Consider the following 18,876-nt stretch of genomic DNA (forward strand, 5'->3'; position numbering starts at 1 on the left):
AGTTCCGCGCGCCCCTATGGGGCGCGTTGCAGTGCCGTCCCGCGCCCTTAGGGGGTGTGACGGTCGCCCTTTTCTCAAACATACCGACCGGTTAGTGTGTCCGTGCTGAGCCGAGTCTGGTCGCGTCGTGTCGAAGGAGACCGATGGTGGGAGCCGTGCAAGATGCCCGAGTCGTCGTCACCGGGGCGGGAGGTGGCATCGGGGCCGCTCTGGCCCGTCGGTTCGCCGCCGAAGGCGCCCGCGTCGTCGTGAACGACCTGGACGAGGAGAAGGCGGGCGCCGTCGCCGAGGAGATCGGCGGGATCGCCGTCCCGGGTGACGCGTCCGGCATCGTCGGCGCCGCCCGGGACGCGCTCGGCGGCAGCGTGGACGTCTACTGCGCCAACGCCGGGCTCGCCTCCGGCGGGTCCGAGGCGGCCGAGGCCGGGGTCTGGGCCGCCGCCTGGGACGTCAATGTCATGGCCCATGTGCGGGCCGCCCAGGAGCTGCTGCCCGACTGGCTGGAGCGGGGCAGCGGCCGGTTCGTGTCCACCGTGTCCGCCGCCGGGCTGCTCACCATGATCGGGGCCGCGCCGTACAGCGTGACCAAGCACGCCGCGTACGCCTTCGCCGAGTGGCTGTCGCTGACGTACCGGCACCGTGGCCTCAAGGTGCACGCGATCTGCCCGCAGGGCGTCCGCACCGACATGCTCGCCGCCACCGGCAGCGCGGGCGACCTGGTCCTCCAGCCGACCGCGATCGAGCCGGACGCCGTCGCCGACGCGCTGTTCAAGGGGATGGCCGAGGACCGGTTCCTGATCCTGCCGCACCCCGAGGTCGCCGACTTCTACCAGGCGCGGGCCGCCGCCCCGGACCGCTGGCTGACGAACATGAACCACATCCAGCAGAAGTGGGAGGCCACCCGGTGACCCAGCCGCAGACCGAGTCCCTCTACGCCGCCCGGCCCTGGGTGGCGCTTCTCGACGAGGCCCAGCGCGGCCCGGTCGATCCCCCCGCCTCGATGGTGCACGCCCTGCGCGCCGCCGTCGCCGAGGCGCCCGACCGCACCTTCCTGGCCTACTTCGACGCCCGGCTCAGCTTCCGCGAGGTCGACGAGCTGAGCGACTCCGTCGCCGCGTACCTCGCCGAGCGCGGTCTGGATCGCGGCGACCGGGTCGCCGTGATCCTGCAGAACTCGCCGCACTTCGTGATCGCGGTGCTCGGTGCCTGGAAGGCGGGCGCGACCGTCGTACCGGTCAACCCCATGTACAAGTCGGGGGAGGTCTCCCACGTCCTGCGGGACGGCGAGGTGGCCGCGCTGGTCTGCTCGCAGCGGGCCTGGGAGTCGTATCTGCGTGACACGGCCGCCGACTCGCCGGTGCGGATCGTGCTCACCGCCAGCGAGCTGGACTTCCAGACGCGCAACGACGCGCGCGTGCTGGCCTTCGAGCGGCTGCCGCAGGCCGCCGACGCCGAGGACCTGGTGGCCGTGGCGCGCCGCGGTGGCACGGCCCCCGAGGGACGCGACCCGGTACCGTCCGACATCGCCCTGATCAGCTACACCTCGGGGACGAGCGGCGCCCCCAAGGGCGCCACCAACCTGCACGGCAACATCATGTACAACGCCGAGCGGCAGAAGACCGGGCTCGGGCTGCCCGACGCGCCGGTCTACTACGCCCTCGCGCCCCTCTTCCACATCACCGGCATGGTCTGCCAGCTCGGCGCGTGCCTGAACAGCGCCGGCACGCTGGTGCTGACGTACCGCTTCGAGCCGGGCCTGGTCCTGGAGGCGTTCACCGAGCACCGCCCGCACTACACGGTCGGCCCCTCCACCGCCTTCATGGCGCTGGCCGCCCACCCGGACGTCACCCCGGAGCACTTCGCCTCCTTCGCGAACATCTCCTCCGGCGGCGCGCCCCTGCCGCCGGCCCTGGTGGAGAAGTTCCGGGCCGGCTACGGGCCGTACATCAGGAACGGCTACGGGCTCACCGAGTGCACCGCGCCCTGCGCCTCCGTGCCGCCGACCCTGGAGGCGCCCGTGGACCCGGTCTCCGGGACCCTGGCCGTCGGGGTGCCCGGCCCCGACACGATCGTCCGCATCGTCGACGACGAGGGCAACGAGCTGCCCTTCGGCGAACAGGGCGAGATCGTCGTACGCGGGCCGCAGGTCGTGCCCGGGTACTGGCGGCGGCCCGAGGCCACCGCCGAGACCTTCCCGGACGGCGAGCTGCGCACCGGCGACATCGGCTTCATGGACCCGCAGGGCTGGCTGTACGTCGTCGACCGCAAGAAGGACATGATCAACGCGTCCGGCTTCAAGGTCTGGCCGCGCGAGGTCGAGGACGTGCTGTACACCCATCCGGCGGTGCGCGAGGCGGCCGTCGTCGGGGTGCCCGACGGCTACCGCGGGGAGACCGTCAAGGCGTACATCAGTCTTCGCCCCGGCGCTGCAACCGATCCGGACGATCTGGCCCTCTATTGCAAGGAGAGGCTGGCAGCCTACAAATATCCGCGGCTGGTGGAGATCCTGCCCGACCTGCCGAAGACGGCAAGTGGGAAGATCCTCCGACGGGAACTTCGTTCCCGACCGCAACAGGGTTAGCAGACATACGAGAGAGGCAGGTGGCGGCAGTGCCCAGGACGACGGACGGCGACGGAGCGCCTGTTCCCCAGCGGCTCCTCGCCGCCGCCACCCGGCTCTTCGCAGAGCAGGGCTACGACCGCACCTCCGTGCAGGAGATCGTGGAGGCGGCCGGCGTCACCAAGGGGGCGCTGTACCACTACTTCGGCTCCAAGGACGACCTTCTGCACGAGGTGTACGCGCGCGTGCTGCGCGTGCAGCAGGAGCGGCTCGACGCCTTCGCGAACGCGGACGAGCCGATCGAGAAGCGGCTGCGGGGGGCCGCCGCCGACGTCGTCGTGACGACGATCGAGAACCTCGACGACGCGTCGATCTTCTTCCGGTCCATGCACCATCTGAGCCCGGAGAAGAACAAGCAGGTGCGCGCCGAGCGCCGGCGCTACCACGAACGCTTCCGCGCGCTGATCGAGGAGGGCCAGCGCGAGGGCGTCTTCTCCACCGCGACCCCGGCCGACCTGGTCGTGGACTACCACTTCGGCTCGGTCCACCACCTGTCCACCTGGTACCGCCCGGACGGCCCGATGACCCCCCAGGAGGTCGCCGACCAACTGGCCGACCTGCTGCTGCGGGCCCTGCGCCCCTGACCGGCAGGGCTTGGAGAACCTGGGCACATGCATCCGTCCCTGTGTGTGCCTAGGCTGAAACGGCTGAATTCCTCCACGGGTCGACTCGGGGGGAAGGAGACCGAGTGCGATGGCGAAAGTCCTTTTCATCGTCAGCGGGGCGACTTACTGGGGTGCTCAAGGACGGCACCAGGTACGCCACCGGCTACTGGGCCGAAGAATTTGCCATGCCCTACAAGAAGATCACGGAAGCCGGTCACGAGGTCGTGGTCGGGACCCCCGGCGGCGTGACCCCCAACGTCGACATGATGAGCCTGCGTCCGTCGATGGCCGGCGGTGAGGAGATGGCCCTCGAACTGGAGGAGATCATCCGTTCCGCCGAGGTGATGCGGCGGCCCCTCCAGCTCTCGGACGTCCGCCTGGAGGACTACGACGCGGTGTACCTTCCCGGCGGCCACGGCCCCATGGCGGACCTGGCCTTCGACGCCGATGTCGGCCGCCTGCTCACCGCGCAGCTTGCCTCCGGCAGGCCGCTCGCGATCGTGTGCCACGGCCCCGCCTCGATCCTCGCCACCCGGATCCACGGCAAGTCGCCCTTCGAGGGATACCGCATCACCTGCTTCACCGACGAGGAAGAAGAAGCCGTCGGCCTGGCCTCCCGGGCACCGTGGCTGCTGGAGACGGAACTGAAGGAGAAGGTCGGCATCGGCTTCAGCCGCGGCCCGATGTGGGAGCCCTACATGGTCGAGGACCGCAATCTCGTCACCGGTCAGAATCCGCATTCGGCGACGATTCTGGCCGACCATCTGCTCCAGATCCTCAAGTAGGCGACGGCGGTCGGTAGCGGGCACCGGCGCACCAGCGGCGACCGGTACCGGAAGACCACCGCCCGGGAGGCCGCCCGGGCCCTGCCACTGGTGGCGGCGCACGGGCACGTGCGCATAGTGTCGCCGGCATGGCAGATGCGTTTGCGGGCGTCCGGCTGCTCGGCCCGCCGGTGACCGACGGCGAGTACATCGAGTTGAGCGAGCACGAGACGGTGCACCTGCACGAGTACACGCGGATCTACGCCGTGCCCGGCCTCTACGAGCATGTCGTCCAGGAACGGTTGCGGTGCAGGTCGCCGCAGGCCGCGGCGGAGGGATTCCTGCGCGCCGCCGCCAGCCTCGGGCTGGAGCCGGGATCGATGACGGTGCTCGACGTCGGCGCCGGCACCGGACTGGCCGGTGAACTCGTGCGGCGCGGAGGCGTGGCCCGGGTCGTCGGGGTCGACGCGCTGCCGGCGGCTCGGGAGGCGAGTCTGCGCGACCGGCCGGGTGTCTACGCCGACTACGTGGTCGGCGACTTCCAGCTCGGCGACGGACTCCGTGCGGCACTACGCCCGTATGCGTTCGGCGGGTTGGTGTCGGCCGGCGCGTTCGGCGGCACGCACGCCACACCGCGGGCGCTGGTCAACGCGCTCGCGGTGCTGCCCCCCGGCGCGCCCGTAGCCTTCACCATCGACGAGCGGTGGATGGACGAAGCGGATCAGGACGGGTTCGGCGCCGCCGTCGAGCGGCTGGTGGCCGACGGCAGTCTTGCCCTGCTGGAACGAACCCGGTTCCAGCACCGGGTGACGACGACCGGCGAGCCGATCTTCTATCAGCTCCTGGTGGGCCGGACGGGCTGAGGCGGACGGCGAGGGGCCGGTGCCGGCATCGGAGATGCCCGCACCGGCCCCGGCCTTGCGTCGCCTACATGTACTTCTTCAGCTCCCGCCGGGCCAGCGACCGCTGGTGCACCTCGTCCGGGCCGTCGGCGATCATCAGCGTCCGGGCCCCGGCGTACAGGTCGGCCAGCGGGAAGTCCTGGCTGACGCCGCCCGCGCCGTGCAGCTGGATCGCGCGGTCGATGATGCCGACGACCGCGCGAGGCGTGGCGATCTTGATGGACTGGATCTCGGTGTGGGCGCCCCGGTTGCCGACGGTGTCCATCAGCCAGGCGGTCTTCAGGACCAGCAGCCGCAGCTGTTCGACGGTCACCCGGGCGTCCGCGATCCAGTTGTGGACCACGCCCTGCCGCGCCAGCTCCTTGCCGAAGGCGGTGCGGGACACGGCCCGCCGGCACATCAGCTCGATCGCCCGCTCGGCCATGCCGATCAGCCGCATGCAGTGGTGGATACGGCCGGGGCCGAGCCGGGCCTGGGCGATGGCGAAGCCGCCGCCCTCCTCGCCGACCAGGTTCGACACCGGCACGCGCGCGTGGTCGAATATCACCTCGGCATGACCGCCGTGCGAGTGGTCCTCGTACCCGAAGACCTGCATCGCCCGCTTCACGGTGACACCCGGGGTGTCGCGCGGGACCAGGACCATGGACTGCTGGCGCCGGATGTCGGCGCCGTCCGGGTCGGTCTTGCCCATCACGATGAAGATCTTGCAGTCCGGGTTCATCGCCCCGGAGATGTACCACTTGCGGCCGGTGACGAGGTAGTCGTCGCCGTCGCGCTCGATGTGCGTGGTGATGTTGGTGGCATCGGAGGAGGCCACCTCCGGCTCGGTCATGGCGAACGCGGAGCGGATCTCACCGGCCAGGAGCGGCTCCAGCCACTGCTTCTTCTGCGCCTCGTCGGCGAACTGGGCCAGCACCTCCATGTTGCCGGTGTCCGGGGCCGCGCAGTTCAGCGCGGTGGGCGCCAGGTGCGGGGAGCGGCCGGTGATCTCGGCGAGGGGCGCGTACTGGAGGTTGGTGAGCCCCGCGCCGTACTCGGCGTCCGGGAGGAAGAGGTTCCACAGGCCCTGCCTGCGCGCCTCCGCCTTCAGTTCCTCGACCACGGCCGGGGTGTCCCACGGCGAGGCGAGCGCGGCGCGCTGCTCCTCGGCGACCGCCTCGGCGGGGTAGACGTACTCGTCCATGAAGGCGAGCAGCTTGGCGCGCAGTTCCTCGGTGCGGGCGTCGAACGCGAAGTCCATGGCCGGTCAGCCTTCCTGAAGAGTGGTCAGTCCGTGGTCGATGAAGACGGGCACGAGTTCGCCGATGCGGTCGAAGCCCTGCCCGAGCGTCTGGCCCTGCGTGTACCGGTAGTGGATGCCCTCCAGGATCACGGCGAGCTTGAACCAGGCGAACGCCGTGTACCAGGCGATCTGCGAGACGTCCCGCCCCGAGCGGGCCGCGTAGCGCTCGACCAGCTCCCGCGGGTCCGGGTGGCCGGGCGCCTCGGCGGTCGTCGACACCGGCGAGTCGGGTGTGCCCAGCGGCTGGCTGTACATGACCAGCAGGCCCAGGTCGGTGAGCGGGTCGCCGAGCGTGGACATCTCCCAGTCGAGGATCGCCCTGATGGTGTCGTCCTCGCCGATCAGCACGTTGTCGAGGCGGTAGTCGCCGTGGATCACGGTGGGCGTGGGGGAGCCGGGCAGCCGGCGGCCCAGGGTGGCGTGCAGCTCGTCGATGCCGGCCAGCTCACGGTTGCGGGAGGCGTCCAGCTGCTTGCCCCAGCGGCGCAGCTGCCGGTCCAGGAAGCCCTCCGGGCGGCCGAAGTCGGCGAGGCCGACCTCCTCCGGGTCCACGGCGTGCAGCTCGACGAGGGTGTCGACGAGGGAGAGCACGGCGTTCCGGGTGCGTTCGGGGCCGAGCGGGACGAGCTGGTCGGAGGTGCGGTACGGGGTGCCCGCCACGAACTCCATCACGTAGAACGGCGCCCCGAGGACCTCCGTGTCCTCGCACAGCAGCACCGGCCGCGGCACCGGCACCTCGGTCGGGTACAGCGCGCTGATCACCCGGTGCTCGCGCTTCATGTCGTGCGCGGTGGCCAGGACGTGGCCCAGCGGCGGCCGTCGTACGACCCACTTCGAGGTGGAGTCGGAGACCGCGTAGGTGAGGTTCGACCGTCCGCCCTCGATCAGCCTTCCGGTCAGTGGACCGGTCGCCAGGCCGGGGCGCTCTCGGTCGAGCAGTCCGCGCAGCCGGTCGAGATCCAGTCCGGGCGGGTGGTCGGGGCTCATGCATCGCTCCTACGAACGAGTGAACAGGACCCAACTCATGATGCCGACCAGTCGGTATGTCGTCCAGCGGGTGAGCCAAACGTGACCGGGACCACCCTACGATCCGGCCGTGGGATGACGGCTCCCCGCGCGCGCAGAGCAGGGAGCCGTCGTTCGGGTCGGGGACCGTCTCAGTGGTCGTCCCAGTGGCCGTTGTGCTCGGCGTGCCGGTGGCCGTCGTGCAGATAGTCGATGTGGTCGCCGTGCAGTACGCCGGTGTGGCCGCAGCCGTCACCGTGCCGGTGGTCGTGGGCCTCGTGGGTGACGTGCCCGGTGGGCTCGCACTCGTCCCAGTGGCCGCCGTGTTCGCGGTGCAGGTGCCCGTTGTGCGCGTAGTCGAGGTGGTCGCCGTGCGGCACCTGGTCGTGCCCGCAGTCCGGTCCGTGGCTGTGGCCGTGCGAGGTGTGTTCCTGATGAAGGGTGGTCATGGTGTTCGCCTTCAGCGGTACGGGGGTCGGGAGGGTGGCGTGCTGCCGACGGACAGGCTGCCACGCGAACGGCACATATGCGGGCATCCCGGTTGCGTGGCGTCGGAGTACCCCGGAGGGTCGGTTGCATGAAGGGCATCAGCTACAGCCGGTACGGCGGACCCGATGTACTGGAGTACGGCGAGGTCAAGGACCCGAAGGTGGGCCCCGACACGGTCCTGGTGAAGGTCCGGGCGGCGGCCGTCAACCCGGTCGACTGGAAGTGCCGGGAGGGTGATCTGCACGGCATCATGGACGCCGTCTTCCCGGTGATCCCCGGATGGGACGTCTCCGGCGTGGTCGTTCAGCCGGGCCCGGCCGTCACCGAGTTCGCGGTCGGCGACGAGGTGATCGGCTACGTCCGGGAGGACTTCCTGTCCCGGGGCACCTTTGCCGAGTACGTCGCCGCCCCGGTGCGCACCCTCGCCCGCAAACCGCGCAACCTCTCCTTCGAGGAGGCCGCGGGGCTGCCGCTGGCCGGGCTCACCGCCTACCAGGTGCTGGTCCACGCCCTGGAGGTCAGGCGCGGCGAAACGATCCTGGTGCACGCCGCCGCCGGCGGTGTCGGCTCCGTCGCGGTCCAGATCGCGGCCCACCTCGGGGCCCGGGTCATCGGTACGGCGAGCGAACGCAACCACGACTTCGTCCGGGGTCTCGGCGGCGAGCCGGTGACCTACGGCCCGGGCCTGGCCGAACGTGTCCGGGGACTGGCCCCGGAGGGGGTCGCCGCCGTCTTCGACACCGTCGGCGGGGAGGCGCTGACCGTCTCGGCGAACCTGCTCGCCCCCGAGGGCCGGATGGCCTCGATCGCCGACCCGGACGTCGTCGACTTCGGCGGCCGCTACTGCTGGGCGCGTCCTGACGCCGAGGACCTGAAACGGCTCGCCGGACTCGCGGAACAGGGAGCGGTGAAGGTCCATGTCGCCGAGACGTTTCCGCTGAAGCGGACGGCCGACGCGCAGCGGCGCAGCCAGGAGGGGCGCACCCGCGGCAAGCTGGTGGTCACGGTGGAGTGGCCGGAGGAGGAGGGCCAGGCCGGGGCCGGGCCCGAGGCCTAGACGACCAGCGCGGCGGCGCACAGTGCGACGGCGACCGTGCACAGCACCGCCGCGGTCGCCTGCCGCGGGGCCAGTGCCGAGGGGCGGTCGGTGGCCGCCAGGGCGCGGATCCGGCGGTTGGCGACCAGAAGGAAGCCCAGCCACAGGACGCAGCAGGCCGCGCAGGCGAGCACGCCGCCGGACGAAGTGCCGCCGTGCACCGCGGTCTTCGCGGCGAGTACGGCGGCGACGGTCGCCGACAGTGTCGTACGGCGCCAGGCCAGCCGGGTCCGCTCCGGCTGGAGCCCCGGGTCACGGGCCGGCGTGGTCATCCTTCCCACCCGACGAGCACCACGACGACCATCACGACGGCGACCACGGCGACGACCACGCTGAGCAGGGCCGGGAACCGGGAGACCGGCAGATCCTCGCCGCGCCGCATGGCCCGCTCGCAGCGCACCCAGTGGTTCACCGCCCGCAGCGAGCACAGCACGCCGGCGGCGAGGAGTGCGAGCGCGAGGCCGACCCGCCAGGCCCAGCGGAGGTCGGGCAGGAACTGGTCCACGGCGAAACCGCCGCCGATCAGGGCGAGGGCGGTGCGCAGCCAGGCCAGAAAGGTCCGCTCGTTGGCGAGGGAGAAGCGGTAGTCGGGGGTCGTGCCCTCTTCGCGCACCACTTCGGGGGCGAACCACAAACGGACGTTCCGCGCGAATTCGATCACGTGCCGGAAGCCTACCGGGGAGGGAGGCCGAGGGTTCGGCTGCGGGTGAGTGGGGGTTGCTCGCGCAGTTCCCCGCGCCCCTGAAGGGGCGCCTCAGGCACGGGCCGCCCTGTCAGCTGACGCAGCTGCGGGCAGTCGTGCCGCATGGGCGGCACGGGTGGGCGCAGCGGCACCCTGCCAGCGCCGGTAAGCATCCCACCCCACCTCAGCCCCGCCACTCCCGCAGCTTCTCCCACGCCGCCAGCCCGTCCGGTACCCACTCCCACTCCCCGAGCCGCCCCGCCAGTTCCTCCTCCGTGAGGAAGTCGTGCCAGGCCACCTCCTCCACCTGCGGCCGTACCGGCAGCTCGCAGCGGACCTCGTACACCGCCGACCACCAGCTGAGGCCGGCGCCGTCGTCGTACCGGAACTTGAAGAGGTACGTCGGCCGGGGCAGCCCGGACACGCCCAGCTCCTCCTCCGCCTCCCGCAGCGCCGCGTCGTCGTAGGACTCGCCCGCGCCGACCACGCCGCCGACGAACATGTCGTACAGGGAGGGGAAGACCAGCTTGGTCGCGGTGCGGCGGTGGACGAAGACACGGCCCGCGGCGTCGCGGGCCAGGATGAAGGCACAGCGGTGGCGCAGGCCCCGGGCGTACGCCTCACCGCGGGGGGCCTGTCCGATCACCCGGTCGTGCTCGTCGACGATGTCGAGGATTTCGTCAGCAGGCTTCATGCCGCCATCCAAGCAGGCCGGAGCCCCGGGGCGTCAGCGCGGCTGGAGGTCCAGCGAGGGCTCCTTCTGCGCCGGACCGCGCGGCATCGCGGGATGCAGCCCGAGCAGCACGATGCCCGCCACGATCGCCGCGAGCCCGGCCGCCTCCCAGGCCAGCGCCCCGGTGTCGGTGCGCAGCCGGTCCCCGAGGAAGCCGACGCCGCACAGGATCCCGGCGAGCGGCTGGGCGGCGGTGAGCGCGGGCAGCGAGTTGCGCAGCTCCGCCGTCTCGAACGCGCTCTGGACGAGGATCAGCCCGCTGATCCCGAGGACCAGCACGCCGTACGGCTGCCAGCCGGTCAGTACCTCGGTGATGCCGCCCTCGGAGAAGCGGGTGCTGGTGACCCGGGTCAGCGCGTCCTGTACGCCGTACAGCAGGCCGGCGGCGAGGGCGAGCAGGGTCGGCCCCGCACTGAGCCGGGACCGCTTGGCGTACGTGGTGAGCACCAGGGCGATGCCGACCATCACGCCGATGATCAGCCAGTGGCGCAGCGGGTTGGCGATGGCGTGGCCGCCGCGTGGCTCGCCCGCCAGGATGAACGTGGTGACGCCGCCCGCGAGCAGGATCAGGCCCGCCCAGCCCTGGTGACTCAGGGGATGCCTGGTCTGGTGCCGGGAGAGCGCGAGGGCGAAGAGCAGGTTCGTCGCCAGCAGCGGTTCGACCAGGGAGATCTCGCCCTTGCCGAGGGCGATCGCGCCGAGCACCATGCCGGCCACCATCAGGCCGATACCGCCGAGCCAGCGCGGCACCCTCATCAGGTCGAGCAGCAGCCGGAAGGAGAGGAAGTCGCTGAGCGGGGCCTTCTGGGCGACGTTCTGCTGGAGCACGAACCCGAAGCCGAGGCAACAGGCCGCACTCACGGCGAGAATCAGAACCAGAACGGACACGCTGCGTACCTCGATCATGCGGCCGGGCTACGGGATGCGTAGTGGCCGACTGTAGCGCTCGCGGATGGGTGTTGCCCCGGGAGTACCCGGAACCGGGCGGTTGACTCGGTCACGATGCCCGAGCCGAACACGGCGGGTGGATCAGGACGGCGGCGGAACCGGTACTGCCATGGTCCGATGCCCGGGCGGCCCGCGCCATGGCGTACGCCACAGCCGGAACCCGGAGCCCCACGGCCACGGTACGCCCAACGGACCTCGGCGCGCGTCAAGTTCCGCTGCGCTCGGCGTAGTTGAACGGGGCACCAGCCCTGTTCAGCTTGACGCAAAGTCTTGGCTGGGGGTTTGCTGTGCGTGATCGGCCGATGGCAGCCCGACAACCAGGAAGTTCCGCGGTGCCCCCAACCCCGCCCCTCTTAGGCCCAGGCCGGGCCGTCGCCGCAGGTCCCCGCGCGACAGCGCACGCCGGGTGCGAACGCTGTCCCGACGACGCCCTCGACGACGCCGAACTCATCTCCGCGCGAGCCGCGTTGGCCCAGGGCCGCTGGCAGGCCGCCCGCTCCCTGCTGCTCCACACGGGTGACGACTGGGACCGCCGGGGCCACCGGGTCACCGCCCTCGCCCGCGAGCCCTACGCCATCGCCTGGGCCCGCGAGTGGCTGCTCGCCGAGCCCGGCTCCGCGGGTGCCGCCACCCTCTACGCCCTGACCCTGGTCCGGCGTGCCCTGCGCGGCAAGGAGCCCCCCGACCGGGCCCGCGAGGCCTGCTCCGGTGCCGCCGCACTCGCCCCCGCCGACCCCACCCCGTGGCTCGGCCTCCTGCTGCTCGCCCGCCACCTCGGCACCGACGACGAGACGCGCCGCATGTTCCACGAGGTGCGCGACCGCCATCCCGAGCACCACCATGCCCACCACCTGATGGCCGCCCGTATCGCGGAGACCGAGACCGAGGGGACCTACGAACTGTGCGCCTTCGCGGAACGCTCGGCAGCCGCGGCCCCGGCCGACTCCCCGCTCGCCGTCCTCCCCGTCGTCGCCTACACCGAGCGGCACCGGGTGCTCGCCGCCACCGGCCGGGCGCCCGCCGACCCGGCCGCGGCCGGCCACTGGGCCGAGCCGTCCGCCCGGCGCGCCCTGAGCGCGGCCTTCGACTGGTGGCTGGAGTGGGGGATCGAGGAGCACCCGCGCCGCCATGTCGACCTCAACCACCTCGCCCACGCCACCTCCGGCGCCGGCCTGTACGCCGAGGCCGCGGCCCTGTTCCAGCGCATCGGCCGGCATGCCACCCCGGCGCCCTGGTCCTACCCGGACCGCGACCCGTGCGAGGCGTTCCGGGCGGCCCGGGAGCGCGCGCTCGGCGGTTGACGAGAAGTGGTTGATGAGAAGAGGTTGTGGATTTCTTACGGCGGCCGGATTTCCTGGCCGGGCCCGCCCCGAGGGTGTTCGAATGAGTACGTGAACTCTGAACGACCCGAGGAGGGCCGGCCGGTCGGCCGCCGGGTGTTCCTCGGCACCATGGGCCTGGGTGCCCTCGGTGTCGTGGCCGCGCCGGTGCTGCAACGCGTCACCGAGTCGGTCCTCGGCACCTTCTCCGGCAAGGACCCCACGGGCCTGACCGGCCTGCTCCCGAACGGCGGCGGCTTCCGCTACTACTCGGTGACCGGGTCGGTGCCGAACAGGACCGCCGCGGACTACCAGCTGAAGATCGACGGCCTGGTCGACAAGCCGCGCACCTTCAGCCTGGCCGACCTGCGCGGCCTGCCGCAGACCCGGCTGGTCAAGGACGTCCAGTGCGTGACCGGGTGGCGGGTGCCGCAGACCCCGTTCGAGGGGGTCCGCCTCTCGCACCTGCTGGATCTGGCGGGAGTGCGGGATACCGCGAAGGCGATCCGCTTCACCTGCTTCGACGGCGCGTACACCGAGAGCCTCACCCTCGACCAGGCGCGGCGGCCGGACATCCTGGTCGCGCTGCGCATGCAGGACAAGGCCATCGGACACGACCACGGCGGCCCGGTCCGCCTCTATGTAGCCCCCATGTACTTCTACAAATCGGCCAAGTGGCTCTCCGGCATCACGGTGACCGACAAGGTGCAGCCGGGATACTGGGAACACCTCGGTTACGACGTCGACGCCTGGGTCGGCCGCTCGAACGGACGCGACGATGAGCCTACGAGCTGAAGCACCGGCCGCCACCGAGCGGCTGCACCGCTTCACTCCCGCCGAGCGCTGGATCCACCGCACGACGGCGGTGCTGATGGGCATCTGCGTGCTGACGGCCGCCTGCCTCTACATCCCGCAGCTGGCGGTCCTGGTCGGCCGCCGCGAACTGGTCGTCCGCATCCACGAGTGCGCCGGCCTGGCCCTGCCCGTCCCGGTCCTGTTCGGCCTCGCCTCCCGCGCCTTCCGCAGGGACCTCGGCTTCCTGAACCGCTTCGGCCCCCACGACCGGCTCTGGCTGCGGGCCGCCCTGAGCCGCGACAAGCGCCCGTCCTCCCGCCCGGCGGGCAAGTTCAACGCCGGCCAGAAGATCTACGCGAACTGGATCGCCGGCGCCACCCTGGTCATGCTCGCCACCGGCCTGCTGATGTGGTTCACCCACCTCACCCCGCTGATGTGGCGCACCTCGGCCACCTTCGTCCACGACTGGCTGTCCCTGACGATCGGCGTCGTCCTGGCGGGCCATATCGGCATGGCCATGGCCGACCCGGAGGCGAGGCAGGGGCTGCGCACCGGGAAGGTGAGCAAGGAGTGGGCGAAGCGGGAGCATCCACTGTGGCGGCCCTAGGGGGCACTAGGGGCTCTAACCCTCGAAGTCCAGCAGCACCTTGCAGGACCGGCTCCGGTCCGCCGCCAGTGCGAACGCCTCCTCGGCCGCCCGTACCGGCACGACCGCGCTGATCAGCCCGTCGAACGCCGGCTCCCGGGCCAGCAGTCCCAGCGCCTCGTCGAACTCCGTGTCGAAGCGGAACGCGCCGCGCAGCTCGATCTCCCGGCTCACCACCAGGTTCCCGGCGAACGGCGACTGCCCCGGCGGCAGCATGCCCAGCTGGACGACGACACCGCCGCGGCGTACCAGCCGCAGGCACGTGTCCAGGCCCGCCGCCACCCCCGACGCCTCGACGGCCACGTCCACCTCGGCGGGCCAACCGGAGCCGGCGGGATCGTCGGCCCGTACGACCGTGTCGGCACCGGCGACGGTCGCGTAGCGCAACGCCTTCGGCAGCAGGTCGCTGACCGTGATCCGGGCCGCCCCGGCCGCCCGCAGTGCCGCCACCACCAGACACCCGATCGGCCCGGCTCCGGTGACCAGCACATGCTTCCCGGTGATCTCCCCGGCCCGCCGTACCGCGTGCAGCGCCACCGACAGCGGCTCGGCCAGGGCCGCCCGGCGAAGCGGCAGCCCCTCCGGCAGTGGCCGCAACTGCTCCGCAGGTACCGCCAGGCGCGCCGCGAAGCCGCCCTGGACATGCGGGAAACGCGCCGCACTGCCGAGGTAGCGGGTGTCCCGGCAGACGTTCGCCCGCCCGGCCACGCACTCCGGGCAGACCCCGCACGGAGTCGCCGGGTGCACCGCGACCGGCTGACCTGCGAACGGCCCGGTGACGGCCGTGCCCACCACCTCGTGGCCCAGCACCATCGGCTCCCGCAGCCGGAAGTCCCCGACCCCGCCGTGCCGCCAGTAGTGCAGGTCCGAGCCGCAGACGCCGCCGTAGCGGACGGCGACGAGCGCCTCGCCGGGTCCGGGTTCCCGGTCCGGCAGTTCCGTCACTCGCAGGTCGCCCTGGCCGTGGATCACACAACCCAGCATCTCCGCAGCCCCTTTCACAGCACGCTCGTCATGCCGCCGTCGACGTACAGCACCTGTCCGCTCACGAAATCGGCGGCCGGGGAGGCCAGGAACAGCACCCCGCCCACCAGGTCCTCCGTACGGCCCCAGCGGCCGGCGGGGGTGCGGCGGCGGACCCAGGCGCTGAACTCCTCGTCGTCGACCAGCGGCCGGGTCAGCTCGGTCTCGATATAGCCGGGGCCGAGGCCGTTGACCTGGACGCCGTGCGGGCCCCAGTCGGCGCACATGCCCTTGGTGAGCATCTTCAGTGCGCCCTTGGTCGCCGCGTACGGTGCGATGCCGGGGCGGGCCACCTCGCTCTGCAGCGAGCAGATGTTGACGATCTTTCCGCGGCCGCGGGCGGTCATGTACCGGGCCGCTTCCCGGCCCACCAGGAACGCGCTGGTCAGGTTGGTGTTGAGGATGCGGTGCCAGTCCGCGTCCGTGAACTCCAGGAGTGGGGCGCGCAGCTGCGTGCCCGCGTTGTTGACCAGGATGTCGAGCGGGCCCACCCGCTCTTCGACGTCCGCCATGCCGGCGGCCACCGAGGGCCCGTCGGTCACGTCGAACACGGCCGTGCGGACATCGCCGGGGACTTCGGAAGCCGCCTTGGCCAGCCGGTCCGCGTCCCGGCCGTTGAGGACCACCGTGCAGCCGGCCTCCGCCAGGCCCCGGGCCAGTGCGAGCCCGATGCCCCGGCTGGAGCCGGTGACCAGGGCCGTGCGGCCGCTGATGTCGAAGAGGGGGTGGCTCATCCTCGTACTCCCGGTGCCACTAGATGATCAGTGAGAGGAGCAGGACCAGACCGCCGGCGACGACCGAGATGATCGTCTCCATGACGGACCAGGTCTTGAGGGTCTGGCCGACGCTCAGGCCGAAGTACTCCTTCACCAGCCAGAAACCCGCGTCGTTGACATGGCTGAAGAAGAGCGAGCCGGCGCCGATGGCCAGGACCAGAAGGGCCGTGTGGGCCGTGGACATGTCGGCCGCCAGTGGGGCCACCAGGCCGGCCGCCGAGACCGTGGCCACCGTGGCCGAGCCCGTCGCCAGCCGGATCGCCACCGCGATCAGCCAGGCAAGGAGCAGGGCCGGGATCGACCAGTCCTTGGAGATCTCCAGGATCATCTGGCCGACACCGCAGTCGATCAGCGTCTGCTTGAAGCCGCCGCCCGCGCCGACGATCAGCAGGATGCCCGCGATGGGCATGAGCCCCTTCTCGACGGTCTGCGAGATCCGCTCCTTGGAGAACCCGGCCGGGCGGCCCAGCGTGAACATGCCCACGATCACGGCCGCGAGCAGGGCGATCAGCGGGGAGCCGACGACGTCGAAGACGCGCTGGACGGTGTGGTCCGGGTTGTCGACGACGATGTCCACCAGCGCCTTGGCCAGCATCAGGACGACGGGGAGCAGGATCGTGGCGAGCGTGGCGCCGAAGCCGGGGCGCTTCTCCAGCTCCTCCGACGGGCGCTGCGGGAGCATCCGGTCAGGGGCCTGCACGTCCACCCAGCGGGCCGCGACCTTCGAGAACAGCGGGCCGGCGATGATCACGGTCGGGATGGCGACCAGGACACCGAGGGCCAGGGTCACGCCCAGGTTGGCGCCTACCGCGTCGATCGCGACCAGCGGCCCCGGGTGCGGCGGCACCAGGCCGTGCATCACGGACAGGCCCGCCAGCGCCGGGATGCCGATGCGCATCAGGGAGTAGTTGCCGCGCTTGGCGACCATCAGCACCACCGGGATCAGCAGCACGATGCCGACCTCGAAGAACAGCGGCAGGCCGACCACGGAGGCGATCAGCACCATCGCCCACGGCATGGCGCGCCCGCCCGCCTTGGCGAGGATCGTGTCTACGATCTGGTCCGCGCCGCCGGAGTCGGCGAGTAGCTTGCCGAGGATCGCGCCGAGCGCGATCAGCACGCCGACGCCGGCGACCGTTGAGCCGAGGCCGGTGGTGAAGCTGGTGATGACCTTGTCGAGCGGCGCCCCGGCGAACGCGCCGAGCGCGAGCGAGCCGATGGTCAGCGCCAGGAAGGCGTGGAGCTTGAACTTGGTGATGAGCAGGACGATGACGGCGAAGCCCGCAAGGACGGCGATGCCGAGTCGGGCATGTCCGGCCGAGGTGATGGGCGCGACGGCGTCCGCTGCCAGCATCTCGACGCTGAGTCTGGGCACGGGGGTTCCTTGGGAATACGGGGATGTAGGGGGAGTTACTGCGCGGCCAGGTCGGGAATTGCGTCCAGCGCCCGCATGGCCCGTGCGGTGATCTCTTCGGGGCTGCCGGTGACGTCCACGGCGACGCCCGGCTCGTCCGCCTGCAGCGGTTCGAGCGTGGCGAACTGGGAGTCCAGCAGTGCCGTCGGCATGAAGTGACCCTGCCGATGCGACATACGGTCCTCGATGAGCCGGCGGTCGCCGGTGAGGTGGACGAAGACGATGCCCGGGGCCGCGGCGCGCAGCCGGTCCCGGTACGACCGCTTCAGCGCGGAGCTGCTGACCACCCCGCCCAGCCCTTCCCGCCCGTGCGCCCAGCCGCCGATGGCGTCCAGCCACGGCCACCGGTCGGTGTCCTCGAGCGGGTGCCCGGCCGACATCTTGGCGATGTTGGCCGGCGGGTGGAAGTCGTCGCCCTCGGCGTACGGGACGCCGAGCCGGGCGGCGAGCAGGGGACCGATGGTGGTCTTGCCCGTGCCGGCGACGCCCATCACCACGACGACGTGAGGGGTGCGCATACTGCCTCGCTGTCTTCCTCGACGAGAGACACCGGCAGACGACATCCGGTGTCGGCCACACTGAAACCCATTAGGTACGACGAATTCAAGAGTCTGTGACAAATAAGTCTGACTTTTTGGCTCTGTGATCCCCTCTGTACGCTGAGTGCATGAGCACATCGGGCCGGGGGCTGCACGGCCGCGTACTGGACAGCCTCGGCCCCGCGATCACCGCTGGCGAGTACCCGCCGGGCAGCGTCCTGCGCACGGACGAGCTGGCTCAGCACTTCGAGGTGTCGCGCTCCGTGATGCGTGAGGCGGTCCGGGTCCTCGAATCCATGCACCTGGTCGAGTCCCGCCGCCGGGTGGGCGTGACGGTCCGCCCGAAGTCCGAGTGGAACGTCTACGACCCGCAGGTCATCCGCTGGCGGCTGGCCGGCGCCGACCGCCCGCACCAGCTGCGCTCGCTGACCGTGCTGCGCTCGGCGATCGAGCCGGTGGCCGCGCGCCTGGCGGCCAGGAGTGCGACGGCGGATCAGTGCGCCGAACTCACCGAGTGCGCGCTCGGCATGGTGGCCAACTCGCGCGGTCACAAGCTGGAGCGGTACCTCGTCCACGACATGGCGTTCCACCGGGTGATCCTCACCGCGTCCGGAAACGAGATGTTCGCCCGGCTCGGTGACGTCGTGGCCGAGGTCCTCGCGGGCCGCACCCACCACGAGGTGATGTTCGAGGACCCCGACCCGGCCGCCGTCACCCTCCACGTCCAGGTCGCCGAGGCGGTACGGGAGGGCGACGCGGTCCGCGCCGAGCAGCTGACCCGCGAGATCACGGTGGGTGCCCTCCAGGAGCTGGACATCCTGGCGCCCTAGTCCGCCCTAGTCCGGGAAGTCGCCGTCCAGGTACACCCAGGCGCCGTCGACCCGCTCGAACCGGCTGAGTTCGTGCAGGGACCCGCCCCTGAAGGAGGCGCGGAAGGTCACCGTGCCGGTGGCGTGGAAGGCCGTACCGTCGGTCGTCGCCAGGATCTCCAAACCGGTCCACCGCATCCCAGGGTCCAGGTCGAGCCGGCCCGGGCGGGTCCGGGGATGCCAGGTGCGCAGCAGGTACGGCTCGTCACCCTTGACGAAGGCGCTGTAACGCGAGCGCATCAGCGCCTCGGCGGTGGGCGCCGCCGCCGCACCGCGGTGGAACCGGCCGCAGCACTTCTCGTACGTCTCCGCCAGGCCGCACGGGCAGTCGGGGGCGGGCTGTCGCCGGGATCGCTTCGCTGCCAAGAG

At 71.6% G+C, this 18,876-nt stretch carries 21 protein-coding genes and 1 pseudogene; 10 read left to right on the top strand and 12 right to left on the bottom strand.

Translation table 11 applies throughout. The annotated features are described in order from the left end of the window. Positions 1-143 precede the first annotated feature (143 nt). The 5 genes and pseudogenes from ACWGJB_RS04030 to ACWGJB_RS04050 all read left to right on the top strand — a co-directional run bounded on the left by ACWGJB_RS04030 (position 144) and on the right by ACWGJB_RS04050 (position 4,852). Complete coding sequence (locus ACWGJB_RS04030) at positions 144-908, top strand: SDR family oxidoreductase (RefSeq protein ID WP_453378704.1); 765 nt, start codon at positions 144-146, stop codon at positions 906-908. After that, a complete protein-coding gene (locus tag ACWGJB_RS04035; RefSeq protein ID WP_453378705.1) occupies positions 905-2,581 on the top strand; it encodes a class I adenylate-forming enzyme family protein in 1,677 nt (558 codons plus the stop codon). The genes ACWGJB_RS04030 and ACWGJB_RS04035 overlap by 4 nt, the downstream gene beginning before the upstream one ends. 29 nt (positions 2,582-2,610) lie before the next feature. Continuing rightward, positions 2,611-3,204, top strand: coding sequence for a TetR/AcrR family transcriptional regulator (locus ACWGJB_RS04040; RefSeq protein WP_453378706.1), 594 nt, complete (start codon positions 2,611-2,613; stop codon positions 3,202-3,204). A 109-nt stretch (positions 3,205-3,313) separates the two neighbouring features. Then, positions 3,314-4,010 (top strand): annotated as a pseudogene (locus tag ACWGJB_RS04045) (type 1 glutamine amidotransferase domain-containing protein). Between the two features lie 128 nt (positions 4,011-4,138). Then, a complete protein-coding gene (locus ACWGJB_RS04050) occupies positions 4,139-4,852 on the top strand; it encodes a methyltransferase domain-containing protein (RefSeq protein ID WP_453378707.1) in 714 nt (237 codons plus the stop codon). A 64-nt stretch (positions 4,853-4,916) separates the two neighbouring features. On the opposite strand, the gene ACWGJB_RS04055 is transcribed toward ACWGJB_RS04050, so the two are convergent. The 3 genes from ACWGJB_RS04055 to ACWGJB_RS04065 all read right to left on the bottom strand — a co-directional run bounded on the left by ACWGJB_RS04055 (position 4,917) and on the right by ACWGJB_RS04065 (position 7,627). After that, positions 4,917-6,131 (bottom strand): acyl-CoA dehydrogenase family protein, encoded by a 1,215-nt coding sequence (locus ACWGJB_RS04055; RefSeq protein ID WP_453378708.1) that lies wholly within the window; start codon positions 6,129-6,131, stop codon positions 4,917-4,919. 6 nt (positions 6,132-6,137) lie between these two features. Then, complete coding sequence (locus tag ACWGJB_RS04060; RefSeq protein WP_453378709.1) at positions 6,138-7,160, bottom strand: phosphotransferase family protein; 1,023 nt, start codon at positions 7,158-7,160, stop codon at positions 6,138-6,140. A gap of 170 nt (positions 7,161-7,330) precedes the next feature. Continuing rightward, the gene (locus ACWGJB_RS04065; RefSeq protein WP_453378710.1) at positions 7,331-7,627 is read right to left on the bottom strand and encodes a hypothetical protein; all 297 of its coding nucleotides are present in this window, start codon (positions 7,625-7,627) and stop codon (positions 7,331-7,333) included. Positions 7,628-7,755: 128 nt separating this feature from the next. Between ACWGJB_RS04065 and ACWGJB_RS04070 the strand changes: the two genes are divergently transcribed. Then, a complete protein-coding gene (locus ACWGJB_RS04070) occupies positions 7,756-8,724 on the top strand; it encodes an NADP-dependent oxidoreductase (RefSeq protein ID WP_453378711.1) in 969 nt (322 codons plus the stop codon). On the opposite strand, the gene ACWGJB_RS04075 is transcribed toward ACWGJB_RS04070, so the two are convergent. From ACWGJB_RS04075 to ACWGJB_RS04090, 4 genes are all read right to left on the bottom strand, one after another. Further along, entirely contained in the window at positions 8,721-9,035 is a 315-nt protein-coding gene (locus ACWGJB_RS04075) for a DUF202 domain-containing protein (RefSeq protein WP_453378712.1), read from the bottom strand. The two genes, ACWGJB_RS04070 and ACWGJB_RS04075, sit on opposite strands and share 4 nt — an antisense overlap. Beyond that, positions 9,032-9,424, bottom strand: a complete 393-nt coding sequence (locus tag ACWGJB_RS04080; RefSeq protein ID WP_453378713.1) for a YidH family protein — start codon at positions 9,422-9,424, stop codon at positions 9,032-9,034. Before ACWGJB_RS04080 ends, ACWGJB_RS04075 begins: the two co-directional genes overlap by 4 nt. Positions 9,425-9,629: 205 nt before the next feature. After that, on the bottom strand, positions 9,630-10,139 hold the full coding sequence (locus ACWGJB_RS04085) for an NUDIX hydrolase (RefSeq protein ID WP_453378714.1): 510 nt from the start codon (positions 10,137-10,139) through the stop codon (positions 9,630-9,632). 33 nt (positions 10,140-10,172) lie between these two features. After that, complete coding sequence (locus ACWGJB_RS04090; RefSeq protein WP_453378715.1) at positions 10,173-11,066, bottom strand: DMT family transporter; 894 nt, start codon at positions 11,064-11,066, stop codon at positions 10,173-10,175. A gap of 392 nt (positions 11,067-11,458) precedes the next feature. Here ACWGJB_RS04090 and ACWGJB_RS04095 point away from each other — a divergent pair, with 392 nt between their 5' ends. From ACWGJB_RS04095 to ACWGJB_RS04105, 3 genes are all read left to right on the top strand, one after another. Continuing rightward, a complete protein-coding gene (locus tag ACWGJB_RS04095) occupies positions 11,459-12,427 on the top strand; it encodes a hypothetical protein (protein ID WP_453378716.1) in 969 nt (322 codons plus the stop codon). A 90-nt stretch (positions 12,428-12,517) separates the two neighbouring features. Next, positions 12,518-13,240: a molybdopterin-dependent oxidoreductase gene (locus ACWGJB_RS04100; protein ID WP_453378717.1), complete on the top strand. Its 723-nt coding sequence runs from the start codon at positions 12,518-12,520 to the stop codon at positions 13,238-13,240. Beyond that, entirely contained in the window at positions 13,224-13,847 is a 624-nt protein-coding gene (locus ACWGJB_RS04105) for a cytochrome b/b6 domain-containing protein (RefSeq protein ID WP_453378718.1), read from the top strand. Before ACWGJB_RS04100 ends, ACWGJB_RS04105 begins: the two co-directional genes overlap by 17 nt. A 15-nt stretch (positions 13,848-13,862) precedes the next feature. On the opposite strand, the gene ACWGJB_RS04110 is transcribed toward ACWGJB_RS04105, so the two are convergent. The 4 genes from ACWGJB_RS04110 to ACWGJB_RS04125 are packed head-to-tail and all read right to left on the bottom strand — an operon-like array spanning position 13,863 to position 17,617. After that, complete coding sequence (locus ACWGJB_RS04110) at positions 13,863-14,870, bottom strand: L-idonate 5-dehydrogenase (protein WP_453378719.1); 1,008 nt, start codon at positions 14,868-14,870, stop codon at positions 13,863-13,865. 14 nt (positions 14,871-14,884) lie between these two features. After that, on the bottom strand, positions 14,885-15,643 hold the full coding sequence (locus ACWGJB_RS04115; RefSeq protein WP_453378720.1) for an SDR family oxidoreductase: 759 nt from the start codon (positions 15,641-15,643) through the stop codon (positions 14,885-14,887). Positions 15,644-15,662: 19 nt separating this feature from the next. After that, on the bottom strand, positions 15,663-17,060 hold the full coding sequence (locus ACWGJB_RS04120; RefSeq protein WP_453378721.1) for a GntT/GntP/DsdX family permease: 1,398 nt from the start codon (positions 17,058-17,060) through the stop codon (positions 15,663-15,665). 35 nt (positions 17,061-17,095) lie between these two features. Continuing rightward, positions 17,096-17,617, bottom strand: a complete 522-nt coding sequence (locus ACWGJB_RS04125) for a gluconokinase (protein WP_453378722.1) — start codon at positions 17,615-17,617, stop codon at positions 17,096-17,098. 149 nt (positions 17,618-17,766) lie between these two features. Between ACWGJB_RS04125 and ACWGJB_RS04130 the strand changes: the two genes are divergently transcribed. Continuing rightward, positions 17,767-18,468 (top strand): FadR/GntR family transcriptional regulator, encoded by a 702-nt coding sequence (locus tag ACWGJB_RS04130; RefSeq protein ID WP_453378723.1) that lies wholly within the window; start codon positions 17,767-17,769, stop codon positions 18,466-18,468. A gap of 6 nt (positions 18,469-18,474) precedes the next feature. Here ACWGJB_RS04130 and ACWGJB_RS04135 read toward each other — a convergent pair whose 3' ends face one another. Then, a complete protein-coding gene (locus ACWGJB_RS04135) occupies positions 18,475-18,873 on the bottom strand; it encodes a YchJ family protein (RefSeq protein ID WP_453378724.1) in 399 nt (132 codons plus the stop codon). Positions 18,874-18,876 lie beyond the last annotated feature (3 nt).

It is taken from the genome of Streptomyces sp. NPDC054813 (genome assembly GCF_053611365.1).